Source organism: Ideonella sp. (genome assembly GCF_035254525.1).
In the GTDB taxonomy this organism is placed as follows: domain Bacteria; phylum Pseudomonadota; class Gammaproteobacteria; order Burkholderiales; family Burkholderiaceae_C; genus Ideonella.
Genome location: NZ_DATFAN010000002.1, coordinates 20,892 through 35,259, shown reverse-complemented (window position 1 = coordinate 35,259; position 14,368 = coordinate 20,892). Strand labels below are relative to the sequence as shown.

The window sequence follows — 14,368 nt, the reverse complement described above, 5'->3', positions numbered from 1 at the left end:
CCGGCCAGCCCGGCCAGCCCGATGGATAGGCGATGGCTCAACGTCATCAATCGGTCTTGCAGGCGCCGGTGTTCGGGTCGGGCGGGTTGAACATGCCGTAGGTCGCCGGACTGAACTCGTCCTGGTCGCGCGGCGCGGGGTGGTCGATCCAGTAACGGATCAGCTTGGCGTTCGGGTCGTCTTCGGTCTCGAAGATCAGGCCGCCGCCATGCAGCATGTTCAGCAGCAAGGGCTTGGCGAGCAAGCGACTTTGCAACGGTTCGCCGGGGATCGTGACCCCTTGCGCCGAGTAATAGTTCTTGTACATGTCGCTGGCGCGGATCACGTCGGCCGTGTTGGCCGCGTCGGTCAGGTCCAGCGGCGTGGCGCTGCGGACCACGCGCAGCGCGCCGCCGGTGCCGGTGGTGTCGTCGTGGCAGCCGCCCCCGGCGCAGGTGTTGGTGCCGCTGCCGCCCGGCACCGGCAGCTCGGCCAGCAGCAGCGGAAAGATGCAGCGCTGGAAGTAGGCAAAGGCCAGCTTGCGTCCATCGGTGCCCGGCGGGTTCGACACGTCGGGCGGGTTGCCCAGCGGGCTGCCGCCGCCGCAGCCGGCCAGCACGAGGGCGGCCGCCAGGCCGGCAGCCGCACGCAGGGATCGTCGCGCAGGTGGTGTCATGGGGTGGGGCAGCCGCTGGCGATCCAGTTGGCGATGGTCGTGTAGTTGGCACTGCCCGCCGGCAGCACGGCCGTCGTCTGGCCCGTCGCCCCGGCGGGGTGCGGAATCGTCGAGGGTCGCTGGAGCAGGTAGTTGGCCGATGGGGTGCAGGTGTTGGAGATCATCGTCAGCGTGACGCCGAAATCGCCCTCGGCGTCGCCGGTCAGCACGAATCGGTTCTCGCTGAATGATATCGACCCATTGCTGCCGACCGGTTGGTGACAGCTTGCGCACTGGGCCTTGAGGATCGGGTGGACCTGCGCTTCGAAGGTCGCCTGGCTCAGGGTCGCGACGGTGCGCACGTTGGCGCCGTCGAAGGGGTTGTTGTAGTACTGGCCGCCCAGGTCGATCCACTCGGCCACCAGGCGCTTCTCGGCCGCGTTGAGCATCGTCGCGTGGTTGGGCGCGGTGTTCGGCGGGGCCGGGTGTGCGGCACGGGCGTCCGCCCCGGCCATCAGGCTCTGGCCCCAGAGGATCTCGACCAGCCGGCTTTGCCGCGCCAGGCCGAGCGCGCCGCCCTCGCTGGCCATGTTGAAGACCAGCGCCGGCAGGCGCTGCAGCACGGGCACCCCGCCTTCGAGCTGCGTCACCGGCCGGCCGTTGGCGTCGAGCAGCGGCTCGCCGACCAACAGCTTCTCGTAGGACACCAGCCGGCCGGTGCCGGCCTGGGTGCCCGACAGGTCGAGCTTGGTGTCGGCGGCGTTGTGGCACGTGGTGCAGGTGTTGGCGCCGCGATCGCGCGACCACAGCGGCTGGATGTGGTCGGGGTAGTTGATGATCCCGTTGGTCGGCGCCGGCGTGGCCAGCGCGCTGTAGCTGATCGAGACCGCGCTGCGCGCCGTGACGCCCTTGCTGGTGTCGGCCCACTCGTCGTTGTAGACGAGGTCGGCCGCCAGCTTCAGTGCGTTCGGGTCCAGGCGCGTGCGGGTCGAGGCCATGGTCTCGCCCGACTGGTGCTGGCTCGCCAGCGCTGCGCGCAGCGTCGCGGGCATGGTGTCGGCGATCGCGCCGGAGTTCAGCGCGCCGCCGCGGCGCGGGCTGTGGCATCCGTCGCAGGTGCGGCGCTCACCCGGGCGGACCTGGATCCAGTTGGTGTGGGTCTGGAAGGCCCGGCCTTGATCGTCGACCACCGCCAGCGCCACCGGCGTATCGGCCGGCACGTGCAGCTTGAACGACCCATCGGGCTCGATCGGCGCGTAGCCGAGGATCTGCTGCGGCTCGAAGTTGGTCTCGCCGATGACTTCCCGCAGCGCCATCGTCGACGACGGCGGCGCCACCGCCCGCACCGCGCGGATGAAGCGCGCCGGCGAGCAGCGGTAGGACGGATCGGCCGGGTCCTTCATGCGCAGGATGTCGGCCACCTGGGCCCGGGTGTCGTTCGCGTCGGTCGGCGTGGTCTTCGGGATCGCGGCGGTGCAGCCTTCGGGCAGGTCGGCCCCGGCCAGCACCGCGTCGCCCATGCGGCCCAGGCCGTCGGTGTCGTAGACGCTGCGCACCTCGAGCAGGCCCAGGCCTTGCGCGGCGAGCGTCGCGTCGACCGAGGTCGGGTCGACCACGTTCGGCCCCGGGCGCGAGACGATCGGCACCGGGTCGGTGTACATGAAGCCCGGCGGCGGCGCGGCCACGTTGAGCCAGGTCTGCTTGGCCGGATCGAACATGTAGATCGCGTACGGCGGCGGGACGTTGTTCTGCAGTTCGTCGGCGGCCGCGTCCTCGAGGGTTCGGTTCTCGTCGGACAGGCGCACCAGCTCCTCGTCGGTCAGCGTGGCGCACGACACCACGTCGGTGCCACGTGACACCTCGCACGGCCGGTAGGCCACCAGCAGGCGGTCGGTGCCGTCCCACAGCGGATACGGCGTGGTCACCCGGCCGTAGCGCGACAGGCCGCGCTCGATGTTCAGCACCTGCTCGGTGGCGGTGGTCTGCCCGCCTTCGGCCGGCACGCTCGAATTGGCCGGCGTGTTCTGCTCGGAGTAGTTGGCCACGTCGACGAAGACCAGGCCGCCGCCTTCCTGCGTGCGCGACAGCGGCATCAGGTCGGACGCCACGAAGCCGGCGTACTTGCCGCTCGGGTCCATGTCGCGCGGGTGCAGGAAGCTGTTGCCCTCGCTGTGCGCGCCGTACAGCACGAACAGGTCGGTGCCATCGGGCTTGACGCGGAAGATCTTGAAATGGTTGCGCCCGCCGACGTGGTCCCAGCGCGAGAACATGATGTCGCCGTTCGGCCGCACCACCGGGTTGCGGTCGTGGCTCTGGTTGAACGAGATCTGCTGGATGTTGGTGCCCTGCGCGCTCATCGTGTGCAGGTTGAACACCCGCTCGCGCTCGTACTCGTCGAGCGCGTAGTAGCTGCGGCCCAGCGCCTGGTTGACCTTGCTCTTGGTCTGGCGGTTGGACGTGAACACGTAGCCGCGGCCGTCGGGCAGGTAGGCCGGGTCGACGTCATCGTCCTCGGTCGAGCTGGTCAGCCGGCGGAACTTGCCGGTCGTCAGCGTCGCGCCGGTCATGTCGTATTCCCAGATGTTCCAGCGGCCGGTGCAGGCGGGCTGGCCGTCGACCTGGGAGGTGTTCGAGGTCGGGCACTTGAGCGAGAAGACGATCTTCTTGCCGTTGTACGAGACCTCCGGGTCGGAGGCGTCGCCGTTGCCCTGGGTGATGGACTCGGTCAGGTTGTGCTCGGTCGCGCTGGGCGACGACATCTCCTTGACCATCAGGTCGCCGCCCGGTGCGCTCGGCGCCCCGTTGGTGGGGTTCACGCTGAGCGTGTTGACGCGCTTGACGTAGGCGAACGGCACCGCCCCTTCGATGCTGAGGCTGTCGGCGTCCGACTTGTCCGAGCCGGAGCAACCGGGCAGCGCGGCGGCGGCCATGAGGCCGAGGGCGACGGCCCAGGCGGCGCGGCCCGGCATCGTCAACTTGGCATGGGGTGGCATCGGGTGGCTCCTCGGGCAGGGAATCGGGTGGGCTCAGGCCGGCGGCAGCAGGCCGGCCGAGTGGTGCAGGTGCCCGGCCGCGTCGACGACGACCGCGTCGACACCGGGCAGGGAATTGATCAGGGCCATGCCGCGCTCGACGCCCAGCACGAACACCGTCTTGGACAGGGCTTCGGTGGTCAGGCCATCGTCGGCGACGATGGTGACGCTGCGCACGCCGGCGGCCGAGCGGCCGGTGCGCGGGTCGATCAGGTGGTGGTGGCGTACGCCGGCGCGCTCGAAGAAGCGCTCGTAGTCGCCCGAGGTCGAGATCGCCGCGTCCTCGAGCGGCAGCACGGCAACGACGCCGCCTTCGCGCCGCGGGTCGCGCACCGCGATCATCCAGGGCCGGCCGCGGCGATCGCCGAGCACGTGGCTGTCGCCGCCGGCGCTGACCATCGCATGGGCGATGCCGCGCTCGCGCAGGATCGCGATGCAGCGGTCCACCGCGTGGCCCTTCGCGAAGCCGCCGAGGTCGATGCGCATGCCCGGGCGGCCGAAGCGCAGCGTGCCGGCTTGGGCGTCGAGCAGCAGCTCCTGCCAGCCGATCGACTCGCGCGCGGCGGCCAGCGCCGCCTCGTCCGGCGCGATGCCGGCGCGGTAGTCGTAGAGCTGGCCGACGCTGGCGTAGCTGATGTCGAAGGCGCCGTCGGACCAGCGCGAGAACTCGATCGCGCGGCCGATCAGCATGGCCATCTCGCTCGACAGCGGTACCGGGCCACGGCCGGCGTCGCGGTTGATGCGCGACAGCTCCGAGTCCGGCTTGTGCGGGCTCATCGTGCGGTCGATGCGGTGCATCTCGGCGATCACCGCGGCCATCGCCGCCTCGCCGGCCGCCCGCTCGTCGGCCCACAGCTCGACGTTGATCGCGGTGCCCATGATCGCCTCTTCGCGCCTGAGCCAGCCGGCCGGTACCGCGGCGGCCCACGGCCGCGCCGCGGCCAGGCCGGCGAAGCGTGAACGCAAGGAGGACAGACCGAGGGCCATGGCGGGATTCGAGGCGGGCAATGCGCGAAGATCGACGGGATGGTGGAAGCCGGGGGTGACCGCCGACGAGCGCGGCCGACATCGGCGTCGCGCAAATGTAACTGCGAGCCTGGGTGGATTCGGCCGGGCGTCGCGGCGCCGGGCGCTCGATGTGTATGTATTCGCAACACCGCGCAGCGGCGAGGCAGCCCGCGCGCCGAGAACAATGTCACGCCGCCTTCGCGCCCTGCCTGGAGACCACGGCGCCGCCCCACCTCTCGGGCCGCGCCACCGTTGGTTACCGCATGCATGGCCTGGACACCGGCGGGGCCCCGCGTCGGCTATCCGGGTTCGCCCTGAGTGCGCCGCGTGCCGGACAACTGCCGCGCCTTCATGCCCCTGTTCACGCCATCGGGCTGGCGCCACTCTTGCTTGAATGAGCGTACCGGTGGTGTATCTTCAATCCGGAGAGTGCCCGCACCGGGGCTTGAAATGGCGCCCCCATGCTCGCCTTGCTCGCTTCCCCCCCAGAGGGAGCGCTCAGTGGCTTCGGGCGGCCGGGCGCCACCGAGATGTCGACGGAGGTTCGCATGTCCACATCCGCCCAACGCCTGCCCGCCGTCAGCGGCATGCTGCCGATCGCGCGCATGCGCAGCGTCTTTCGCATCGACGAGGTCGAGAAGAAGCTGCAGAAGCTGCCGCCGCGTGAGCACGAGAGCCTGCGCAGCACCTATGAGCGCATGCTCGAGCGCGGCCCCGATCGCTTCCAGGTCAAGCCCTCGGGCCTGCCGGTGATGGACCGGCTTTACGACGAACTGCCGAATTTCCACGAGGTGCTCGACGACCTGAAGCGCCAGCTCGCGCTGTGCCAGGACAGCCGCGACGCGCTGGAGTTGACGCCGATGCTGCTGCTGGGCCCGCCCGGCGTCGGCAAGACCCACTTCGCGCGTGCCGTGGCCCACCTGCTGGGCACTGGCATGGGCTTCGTCTCGATGAGTTCGCTGACCGCCGGCTGGGTGCTCTCGGGCGCCTCCAGCCAGTGGAAAGGCGCCCGGCCCGGCAAGGTCTTCGAGACGCTGATCGACGGCCCGTATGCCAACCCGGTGATGGTGGTCGACGAGATCGACAAGGCGCGCGGCGAGCATGCCTACGACCCGCTGGGCTCGCTGTACAGCCTGCTCGAGCACGATACCGCCGGCAGCTTCACCGACGAGTTTGCCGAGGTGCCGATCGATGCGAGCCAGGTGATCTGGGTCGCCACCGCGAACGACGAGCGCGCCATTCCGGACCCGATCCTGAATCGGGTCAATGTGTTCGAAATCCAGATGCCCGATGCCGATGCGGCGCGCGCCATCGCGCTGCGCCTGTACCAAGGCATCCGCGCCGACCACGACTGGGGCCAGCGCTTCGAGCCGGCACCGCGCGAGGACACGCTGGCGCACCTGGCCGAGATGCCGCCGCGCGAGATGCGCCGCGCCTGGATGACCGGCTTCGGCAACGCCCGGCTGGACGGCCGGGACGCGGTCGAGCCGCGCGACCTGCCGGCAGCATCGTCCAAGAAGGGCTCGATCGGCTTCATGCACTGATCTTGTCTAGGCAGGGCCTGGGTATCATCCCCCGATGTCTGCCTCGCTTGACGGCCGCCTGGTCGTCGCCCTGTCATCGCGCGCGCTGTTCGATTTCGAGGAAGAGAACCAGGTCTTCGAAGCGAACGACGACCGCGCCTACATGCAGCTGCAGCTGCAGCGCCTGGAGCAGCCCGCGCTGCCCGGCGTCGCGTTCTCGCTCGCCAGGAAGCTGCTCGCCTTCAACGTCGACCCGGCGGCGCCGCACGTCGACGTGGTGATCCTGTCGCGCAACGACCCGGTCTCGGGCATGCGCGTGTTCCGCTCGGCGCAGCACTACGGCCTGCCGATCGAGCGCGGCGCGTTCACCCGCGGCCAGAGCCCGTGGCGCTATCTGCGGCCGCTGGGCGCGCAGCTCTTTCTTTCGGCCAACCTGGCCGACGTGCGCCAGGCGCTTGATGCCGGCGTGCCGGCGGCCCAGGTCTACCCGCATTCGGCGCGCGCCTCCGAGGCCCACCCGAACGAGCTGCGCATCGCCTTCGACGGCGACGCCGTGCTGTTCTCCGACGAGGCCGAAGTGATCTACCAGCGCGACGGGCTCGACGCCTTCCAGCGCCACGAGGTCAGCCGCGCCAGCACGCCGCTGCCGCCGGGCCCGTTCAAGCCCTTGCTGGAGGCGCTGCACCGGTTGCAGCGCAGCGCCGGTGCCGGTGGCACGCACTTGCGCACCGCACTGGTGACGGCGCGCAGCGCGCCGGCGCACGAGCGCGCGATCCGCACCTTGATGGATTGGCAGATCGAGGTCGACGAGGCCATCTTCCTCGGCGGCCTGCCCAAGGGCCCGTTCCTGCGCGAGTTCGAGCCCGACTTCTTCTTCGACGACCAGACCGGCCATGTGGCCAACGCCGCATCGCATGTGCCCTCGGGCCATGTGGCGTCCGGGGTGCGCAACCTCGGCACGCCGTGACACCGCGCCCCGTCGGCGGCCGGGCACGCTGAACGGCGGCGGGCGCGTCAGCGCCCCTGCCGTTCGACCAGCGCGGTGATGGCCGTCGTCTGGAACTCCGACGCCAGGCGGGCCAGCCGGGCCGCGAAGGGCGCGTAGCGCGGGTCGCGCTGGCCGAGTTGCTCCGCGCGCTGCCGCAAGGGCCCCATGTTGCCGATGCGGGCGAGCCGGCGCAGCTCCTGCATCTCGTCGGGCGGCGGATAGACCAGCGCGGCGTCGTCGGCCGCCGCGGCGGGGGCCGCCTCGCGCACCCAGGCCAGGTTCATCAGCGAGGCCAGCGTGTCCAGCAGCCGGTTCTGATCGATCGGCTTGGGCACGAAAGCGTTCGCCCCGGCCGCGCGGCACGCCGCCTCGACCTCGGGCGTGACGCTGGCCGAGGTCGCGACGATCGGCACTTCGCCCAGCCCGGGCAGCTGCCGCAGGCGGCGCGTGGCCTCGGGCCCGTCCATCACGGGCATCATGACGTCCATCAGCACGAGGTCGGGCGGGGTTCGCCGGACCACGTCCAGGCATTCCTGGCCGTCGCTCGCCTCGATGACCTCGAATCCCAGCGCCTTCAACCCTTCGTACAGCACGAGGCGGTTCTGCTCCACGTCGTCCACCACCAGCACGGTCCGGCGCGGGCCCCGGTAGCCGGTCGGCCGGCCCAGCGGCCGCGCCGCCGCGGGGGCTGCCTGGCCCACGGGCACTTCGATCTCGAACCAGAACACGCTGCCTTCGCCCGGCTGGCTCTGCACCGCCACGTCGCCGCCCATCAGCCGCACCAGCTGTCGGCAGATCGCCAGCCCGAGGCCGGTGCCGCCGGCCCGCCGCGGCGCCTCGGATACCTGCTCGAAGGGCTGGAACAGGCGCGCCGCCTGCTCCGCGCTGAGGCCGATGCCCGTGTCCTGCACCTCGAAGTGCAGCCGGACCCTCGGGCCGGCGTCGCCCTGCGGGCCGGCCGGCTGGGCCTGCACGCGCAGCATGACCTGCCCGCGGTCGGTGAACTTGATGGCGTTGGACAACAGGTTGAGCAGCACCTGCCGCAGGCGCTGCTCGTCGACGTTCACCGCCTCCGGCAGCCCGGGCGCCGCCTCGCTGGTGAAGATCAGCCCCTTCTCTTCGGCCCGGATGCGGACGACGTCGCACACCGCCTGCAGGAAGACCGGCAGGTTGACCTCGCTCGGGTAGAGCACCAGCTTGGCGGCATCGATGCGCGCCAGGTCGAGGATGTCGTCGATCAGCCGGAGCAGGTGGGCCCCGCTTTCCTCGATGACGCGCAGCCCCTTCGCCTGGGCTTCGGTCAGCGCCTGATCGCGTTGCAGCAGTTGCGCGAAACCCAGCACGCCATTGAGCGGCGTTCGCAGCTCGTGGCTCATCTGGGCGAGGAATTCGCTGCGCAGCTGCGCCAGCCGCCTGGCCTCGGCCAGGGCCGCCTCGCGCGCCGCCTCGGCGGCCTTGCGCTCGCTGATGTCGCGCGCGACGCCGACCGTGCCCAGCACGCTGCCGTCCTCGTCGATCACCGGCGCCTTGAAGACCTCGCGCCAGACGATGCCGCCCGGGCCGGCCTCGGACTCTTCCAGCATCTTGCGTTGCCGCGTGCGCATGACCTCGATGTCCTCGGCCCGGAACGCATCGGCCTGCTCACGCGGCCACAGGTCGTGCGCCGCCTTGCCGACGAGCTGTTCCGGGTCCTGGTGGTGGACCTGCGCCTCGGCCTGGTTGACGGCCAGGAAGCGGCTCTCGGTGTCCTTGAACCAGGCCCGCATCGGCAGCATGTCGATCAAGGTGCGAAGGTAGCGGGCCTGCTGCCGCAATTCTGCCGTGCGCGCCTGCACCCGCTGCTCCAGGGTCTCGAAGGATCGTTGCAGTTCGCCCAGCATGTCGTTGAAGGCGCGGGCCAGCGCCCCCACCTCGCCCGGCGTGTCCAGGTCCACCTGCCCCAGTCTTTCCAGCGCCGGCGCCTGGGCAGCGCCGCCCTCGCGGCGATCGTCCGTGATGCGCTTGACCGCGGCGGTCAGGTGGGCGACGGGGTCGGTGAATCGCTTGACCCACCACAGGCCAAGCGCGACGCTGATCAGCATCGTGGCGCAGGCCAGCAGCAGGATGGCGTAGACGGTCTGCCGGATGTTGGCGAGCGTGCCGTCGCGGGGCGCCGCAAGACCCAGCACCAGTTGCGTCCGCCCGTCGAGCTGCAGCGGCTGGAAGGCGACGTAGTACGACTTCTGGTCGACCGACACGACGCATTGCTGCGCCGGCTCGCTGCCGCAGCCGGGGCCTGGCCGATCGGGGAGCACCGGGAACGCGCTGTCCAGCAAGCGCGCGTGGCCGCCGCTGGGTGACAGCAGTGCGGGCGCCTTGGCGGTCTTGCTGGCGATGCTCTCCAGCATGGCCCGGTCGATGCGCTTGCGAAACACGACCACGGCCACCACGGTCGCCGCCTTGCCGGGCACGCCCGCCGCGGCCAGCGGCGCTCCGGTCCGGCCCGGCTCGCCCACCACCGACAACTCGGAGAAGAAGCGCACGATGGAATTGGTCGCCGCGTCGGTCATCACATCCTCGATGAAGCCCTGGACCGGCACCACGACTTCGATCGAAACGTCGTCCGATGGCGGAAACAGGATCGAGACGCCCGGCGGGCGCAGGCCCGCGGACAGGCTGTCGTCGACCGCCGGGGCCTTCACGTCCTTCCAGGCGGGCCAGCTGCGCAAGGGCAGATCGCCCTTGGCATCGGCATCCGCCACGACCCAGACCGGCCGGCCGGCGGCATTGCGGATGCTCATGCCGGCGCCCGAAGGCGAGACGGTGTGGCTCAGGCGGCCCATCGAATAGACCTCGATGCCCGAGAAGCCGCCGGTGCGCAGCGCCAGTTGCAGCCGGCCGATCGAGACGGTCTTGCGATAGCCAAGCGTGCGCTTCATCTCGCGATGCTCGCTGGCGCGCGCCGGGTCGTCGATGTTGAACTCGAGCGTCATCAGCTCGGCGAGCTGGTCGAGGGTGGTGACGTCGCCGACCGTCGCGATGGCCACGCCCTGCAGCTGCCGGGTCAGGGCCTGCAGGTCGGCCTGCCAGCCGAGCAGGTCGTTGCGCAGGCCGGCAAAGGCGGCCTGCTCGTTCTGCTGGTTGGTGAAGTACGAGGCGACCAGGGCGTTCAGGGCGGTGCTGAGCGAGAGCACCCCCACCAGCACGAGCACGATCCTCTGCCGGATGCCAACCTTCATGCACCGCCCCGGTCTGCGCCCATCATCGACATCGGCGCGTGCCCCTTCACCGCGGGTACCCCCGGTTGGCCGCGATGTCGTCGTCGATGGCTTGCGCGGCGCGGGTGAGCTCGGCCTGCGCGTCCGCCCCGTCGAGGATGGCGCTCACGGCCGTGGCGAAGGATTTGCTGATCGTGCTGTAGCCCGGCGTGACCGGCCGCGGCACGCCCGCCCCCGAGAACAACTGCTGCGCGAACACCTGCAGCGGAGCCCTCGGCCCGTAGAGCGCCGACCTCGCCAGCGCCGAGCGCCGCGCCGGGACCGCGCCGTTGGAGTTCGTCATGCGCAGGATCTCGTCGACCGACATCAGGTGCGACAGGAACGCCCAGGCGCCGGCCGGGTCGGGGCAGGCGCTGGTGATGCTCCAGCTCCACGAGCCCATGCCAGTCTTCAGGCCGTGCCCCAGGTCGGGCAGGGGCAGCAGCACGAGATCGTCGCCGAGCGCCTCGTGCAGGCTCGCGTACTTCCAGTGGCCCGTCCACAGCAGCGCGGTGCGGCGTTTCTCGAAGTCGTCGTTGCGGTCGCGCACCGCCTGCGTCCACCCCTTGCCGAGCCACATCTGCAGCCGCCGCATCGCGGCCACCGAGGCCGGGCCGTCCAGCACGCCACGGGCCTTGAGGTGGGTGCCGCGGTCGATGAAGTCGCCGCCGAAGCCGGCCAGGATGGGCAGGTAGGCATAGGCGAAGAACTCGCTGGCGCCGGTGTACAGCGCCAGGTTCAGCGGGTAGTCGACGCCGGGCACCCGGGCGAGCTTGTCCATCGCCTGCTCGAACTCGGCCAGTGTCCACGGCCGGGCCACCGTCGGGATGCGCACGCCGGCCGCTCGCAGGTAGCGCCGGTTGGCCCACAGGCCCAGCCCAGAATCGAACTGTCCGAGGCTGTACAGGTGCCCGTCGTACGTGCCCTGCGCGACGATGGACGGCAGCAAGTCGCGCCGCAGCTCGGCGGAAACGAACCGGTCCATCGGCTGCAGATAACCCGGCCAGGCGAACTCGGCCAGGAAGGGCCCGTCGATCTCCAGCAGGCACGGCAGCGTGCCGGTGCCGGCGCTGCTCTGCACCCAGTCGGCGTAGCTGCGGTAATTCGACGAGAACAGCTCGACCCGGTAGGCCGTCTGCGAGCGGTTGAACGCCGCGACAGAGCGCTTGACGGCGTCGGCCTCCAGCGAGTTGAAGGCCACCCGGGTCCAGACGGTGATGGTCTTGGGTGCGGCCGTGGCAGCACTGGCCACGGCCACCAGCGCCAGCAGCAGCGCGGCGCGCACCCATCGCGTCGCGGCGCTACATGGCATAGGCGAGGGTGGCCAGGATCGTGCGGCCATCGACGGACCGCGCGGTGTTCACACCGTTCGCGGTGACTCCACCCGACGCGTTCGGGATCTCGGTGATGCCGACCCGGTCGAAGAGGTTGTTGCCGGTGATCGAGAGCGTCCACTGCTTGTCGAAAGCATAGCCGGCGAAGGCGTTGACCTGGACGAAGCCGGGGTTGGCCAGCCCGCCGCGCGTGGACGGGAACGCCGTCAAGCCGATGATGTTCAGGCCCAACCGGGCGCGGCCCCAGCGGTACGAGGGCGCCAACTGGGCCATGAACTTGGGGTTGATCTGCTCGCCGACCCGCAAGGGGGTGATCTGGTCCGCGGCGATCTTGCCCCGCGTGTACGTCAGGCCGCCGCGCAGGCTGAAATCACCCGTGTCCCAGGCGCCCTCGAGCTCGAGGCCATCGGCTTCGTACTCGCGGCTGCTGAACCGCTCGGTGGTCGAGGTGATGTCCTGGTCGGTGACCTGGGTGGTCGCGTGGAACAGCGTGGCGAACACGCTGGCGTTGCCGCGGCGCCATTTGACCCCGCCCTCGTACTGGGTGACGGTGTTCACCGCGATCTCCTTGGCGATGCTGCCGTCGGCCCGGATGCCGCCACCAAAGAGCACACGCTCGGCGTTGTGCCGGCCGCCCTTGCTGGCACGCGCGAACAGCGCCAGGTCGGGCGTCAGCAGATAGTTGCCGCCCACCGAGTACGACAGGTAGCGCACGGTGGAATCGACCGGCATCCGCGTGGCCGGGTCGACGACGGGCACCGACTGCTCCGGCACCTGGAGAGCGCCGTCGCCGTTCACGTCGAGCGCCCGGGTTCCGCTGGCGCCGGCATAGCTGCCCGAACCGCGCGCGATGTCGTAGCGCAAGCTGGCGTCGAGGTCGGCCGGCCCCTTCTGCCAGTGCACGGCGAGGTAAGGTGCATCGGTGTCGTAGCGCAGGCGGTAGGAGCGAACGCAGCAATTGCCCCAGAAGGGCTCGCCGTAGGCCACCAGCCCGCCTTGCGTGACGACGTTGCCCCGCGCATCGACCACGTCGAGCAAGGCGCTGTCCTGGCCGCGCACCTCCTGCAGGTAGGTGTTCCAGTGCCAGTCCTGATCGATCTCCTGGCGCGACTTGAAGTAGCCCACGGTGACGCTGCCCGATTGCCCCTGGCCCTCGAAGCTGCGGGTGAGCTTGAGGTCGTGGGTGTAGTTGCCCAGGTCGTTCAGCGTGGTGTTGAACAGGTGTGTGCGAACGGCCAGCCCGTTGCCGTTCAGCGTGGCGGGGTCGGTCATGGCCTGCCCGGCCAGCGGGCCGTTCGCGTAGCGCAGCGTCGCCCCGGCGCCGCCGATGGCCGTCGCGAGGGCCGACGCGGTATCGACCTGCGCCGGGTACGGGCCCACGAAACGGCCGGAGGTGGCGGCCACGCGCAGCTTGCCCTCGACGGACCAGCCCGGGGCCAGCTCGTGCTCGCCCTCGAGGCCCAGCGCCCGGCTGCGCGAGTAGTAGCCGTCCCGCATGTCGGTGTGCAGCACCTGGCCGTCGCGGCCGACCGACAGGTCGTCGAGGAAGTAGCGCGACTGCATCGCACCGTGCAGGACGTCGAAACCCGGCAGCGACGCGACATGCGGGTCCGCGGTGGTGCCGGTGATGGCCACCGGCACCGGCAGGTAGACCGGAGCCCGGTCTTCGAGCAGCTTGAAGCTCACGCGGACGAAGCCGCGATCGAAGCTGCGCGTCAGGTTGCCCTTGATCTGCCCGCCGTCCTCGGCCCGGTAGCCGACGGTGCGCGGCCCTTCCCCTTGGCGGTAGAAGCCACCGATGTGGAAGCGCCACTGGTCGTCCAGCGGGCGGCCGTAGTCGAGGTCCACGCGCTGGCGGTCGAAATCGACGCCGCTGGTCAGGGCGATGCTGCCGCCGGGGGCCTCGCCGGTCTTGCTGATGAAGTTGAAGATGCCGCCGGGCGCGTTGCTCACGAAGGTCGCGGCCGAGCCGCCGCGGATCACCTCGACCCGGTCGAGCGTGGCATCGGCGCGCACGAAGGTGTCGATGGTGGCGAAGTCGATGTCGCCGAAGCTCAGCACCGGCAGGCCGTCCTCCTCGAACAGCATCAGCTTCGCGCCGCCGCTCAGGGGCAGCCCGCGCGCGGTGATGTTGGCGTTGCCCTCGCCGCCGGAGGACTGGGCCAGGATGCCGGGCACGCTGCGCAGGATGTCCGATGCGCTGTCGGCGCCGAGCTGCTGGAGGCGTTCGGCGTCGAGCGTGCTGACCGACAGGCTCGAGCGCAGCTTGCTCAGCCGCCCTGCCGTTCCGGTGACCACGATCCGCTCGAGTTGAAGGGGGGTGCCTGCCGTGTCCGCCGGCGGGGTTTCGGACGCCGGGGCTGGCGTCGGCGCCGCCCCCGCGGCGCGCGTGCCCTCGTCGTTGTCCGCCGCCCCGGCCGGCTGGCATGGCAGCAGCACCGCCGCCACGGCCAGGGCCCATCGGGCGGTGCACCGGATGGCGGCAGCGGCCACCTGGCCGGCCTCGGTGCGGTGCTGGATCTTGGCCATGGTCCCTCCATAGGCACTCGTTCGCGGCATGACGGACGGCCAAACCATTCTAGGGCGGGCCCTCTGCCGCGAGACCCGGGTTTT

8 protein-coding genes are annotated in these 14,368 nt (G+C 70.8%); 2 read left to right on the top strand and 6 right to left on the bottom strand.

Translation table 11 applies throughout. From position 1 onward, the window contains the following. Positions 1-46: 46 nt before the first annotated feature. From VJ693_RS00200 to VJ693_RS00190, 3 genes are read right to left on the bottom strand one after another with little or no spacing between them, the layout of a single operon-like run. Complete coding sequence (locus VJ693_RS00200) at positions 47-655, bottom strand: hypothetical protein (protein WP_324151437.1); 609 nt, start codon at positions 653-655, stop codon at positions 47-49. Continuing rightward, positions 652-3,627 (bottom strand): hypothetical protein, encoded by a 2,976-nt coding sequence (locus VJ693_RS00195; RefSeq protein ID WP_324151436.1) that lies wholly within the window; start codon positions 3,625-3,627, stop codon positions 652-654. The genes VJ693_RS00200 and VJ693_RS00195 overlap by 4 nt, the downstream gene beginning before the upstream one ends. Before the next feature lie 33 nt (positions 3,628-3,660). After that, positions 3,661-4,653, bottom strand: a complete 993-nt coding sequence (locus tag VJ693_RS00190) for an FAD:protein FMN transferase (protein ID WP_324151435.1) — start codon at positions 4,651-4,653, stop codon at positions 3,661-3,663. A gap of 569 nt (positions 4,654-5,222) precedes the next feature. Here VJ693_RS00190 and VJ693_RS00185 point away from each other — a divergent pair. Together VJ693_RS00185 and VJ693_RS00180 are read left to right on the top strand one after the other, a co-directional pair. After that, positions 5,223-6,218 carry an AAA family ATPase gene (locus VJ693_RS00185; RefSeq protein ID WP_324151434.1) on the top strand — a complete coding sequence of 332 codons (996 nt, stop codon included), beginning with the start codon at positions 5,223-5,225 and terminating at the stop codon, positions 6,216-6,218. Between the two features lie 34 nt (positions 6,219-6,252). After that, entirely contained in the window at positions 6,253-7,164 is a 912-nt protein-coding gene (locus VJ693_RS00180) for a 5'-nucleotidase (RefSeq protein WP_324151433.1), read from the top strand. Positions 7,165-7,211: 47 nt separating this feature from the next. On the opposite strand, the gene VJ693_RS00175 is transcribed toward VJ693_RS00180, so the two are convergent. From VJ693_RS00175 to VJ693_RS00165, 3 genes are read right to left on the bottom strand one after another with little or no spacing between them, the layout of a single operon-like run. Further along, positions 7,212-10,403, bottom strand: coding sequence for an ATP-binding protein (locus VJ693_RS00175; RefSeq protein ID WP_324151432.1), 3,192 nt, complete (start codon positions 10,401-10,403; stop codon positions 7,212-7,214). 46 nt (positions 10,404-10,449) lie between these two features. After that, on the bottom strand, positions 10,450-11,733 hold the full coding sequence (locus VJ693_RS00170) for an extracellular solute-binding protein (RefSeq protein WP_324151431.1): 1,284 nt from the start codon (positions 11,731-11,733) through the stop codon (positions 10,450-10,452). After that, positions 11,723-14,284 (bottom strand): TonB-dependent receptor, encoded by a 2,562-nt coding sequence (locus tag VJ693_RS00165; RefSeq protein WP_324151430.1) that lies wholly within the window; start codon positions 14,282-14,284, stop codon positions 11,723-11,725. The genes VJ693_RS00170 and VJ693_RS00165 overlap by 11 nt, the downstream gene beginning before the upstream one ends. Positions 14,285-14,368 lie beyond the last annotated feature (84 nt).

What these genes read in the sequence shown, in the direction of transcription:
- VJ693_RS00200 (WP_324151437.1), bottom strand. Translation starts at nt 655, where the DNA reads ATGACACCACCTGCGCGACGATCCCTGCGTGCGGCTGCCGGCCTGGCG.
- VJ693_RS00185 (WP_324151434.1), top strand. Translation starts at nt 5,223, where the DNA reads ATGTCCACATCCGCCCAACGCCTGCCCGCCGTCAGCGGCATGCTGCCG.
- VJ693_RS00195 (WP_324151436.1), bottom strand. Translation starts at nt 3,627, where the DNA reads ATGCCACCCCATGCCAAGTTGACGATGCCGGGCCGCGCCGCCTGGGCC.
- VJ693_RS00170 (WP_324151431.1), bottom strand. Translation starts at nt 11,733, where the DNA reads ATGCCATGTAGCGCCGCGACGCGATGGGTGCGCGCCGCGCTGCTGCTG.
- VJ693_RS00165 (WP_324151430.1), bottom strand. Translation starts at nt 14,284, where the DNA reads ATGGCCAAGATCCAGCACCGCACCGAGGCCGGCCAGGTGGCCGCTGCC.
- VJ693_RS00175 (WP_324151432.1), bottom strand. Translation starts at nt 10,403, where the DNA reads ATGAAGGTTGGCATCCGGCAGAGGATCGTGCTCGTGCTGGTGGGGGTG.
- VJ693_RS00190 (WP_324151435.1), bottom strand. Translation starts at nt 4,653, where the DNA reads ATGGCCCTCGGTCTGTCCTCCTTGCGTTCACGCTTCGCCGGCCTGGCC.
- VJ693_RS00180 (WP_324151433.1), top strand. Translation starts at nt 6,253, where the DNA reads ATGTCTGCCTCGCTTGACGGCCGCCTGGTCGTCGCCCTGTCATCGCGC.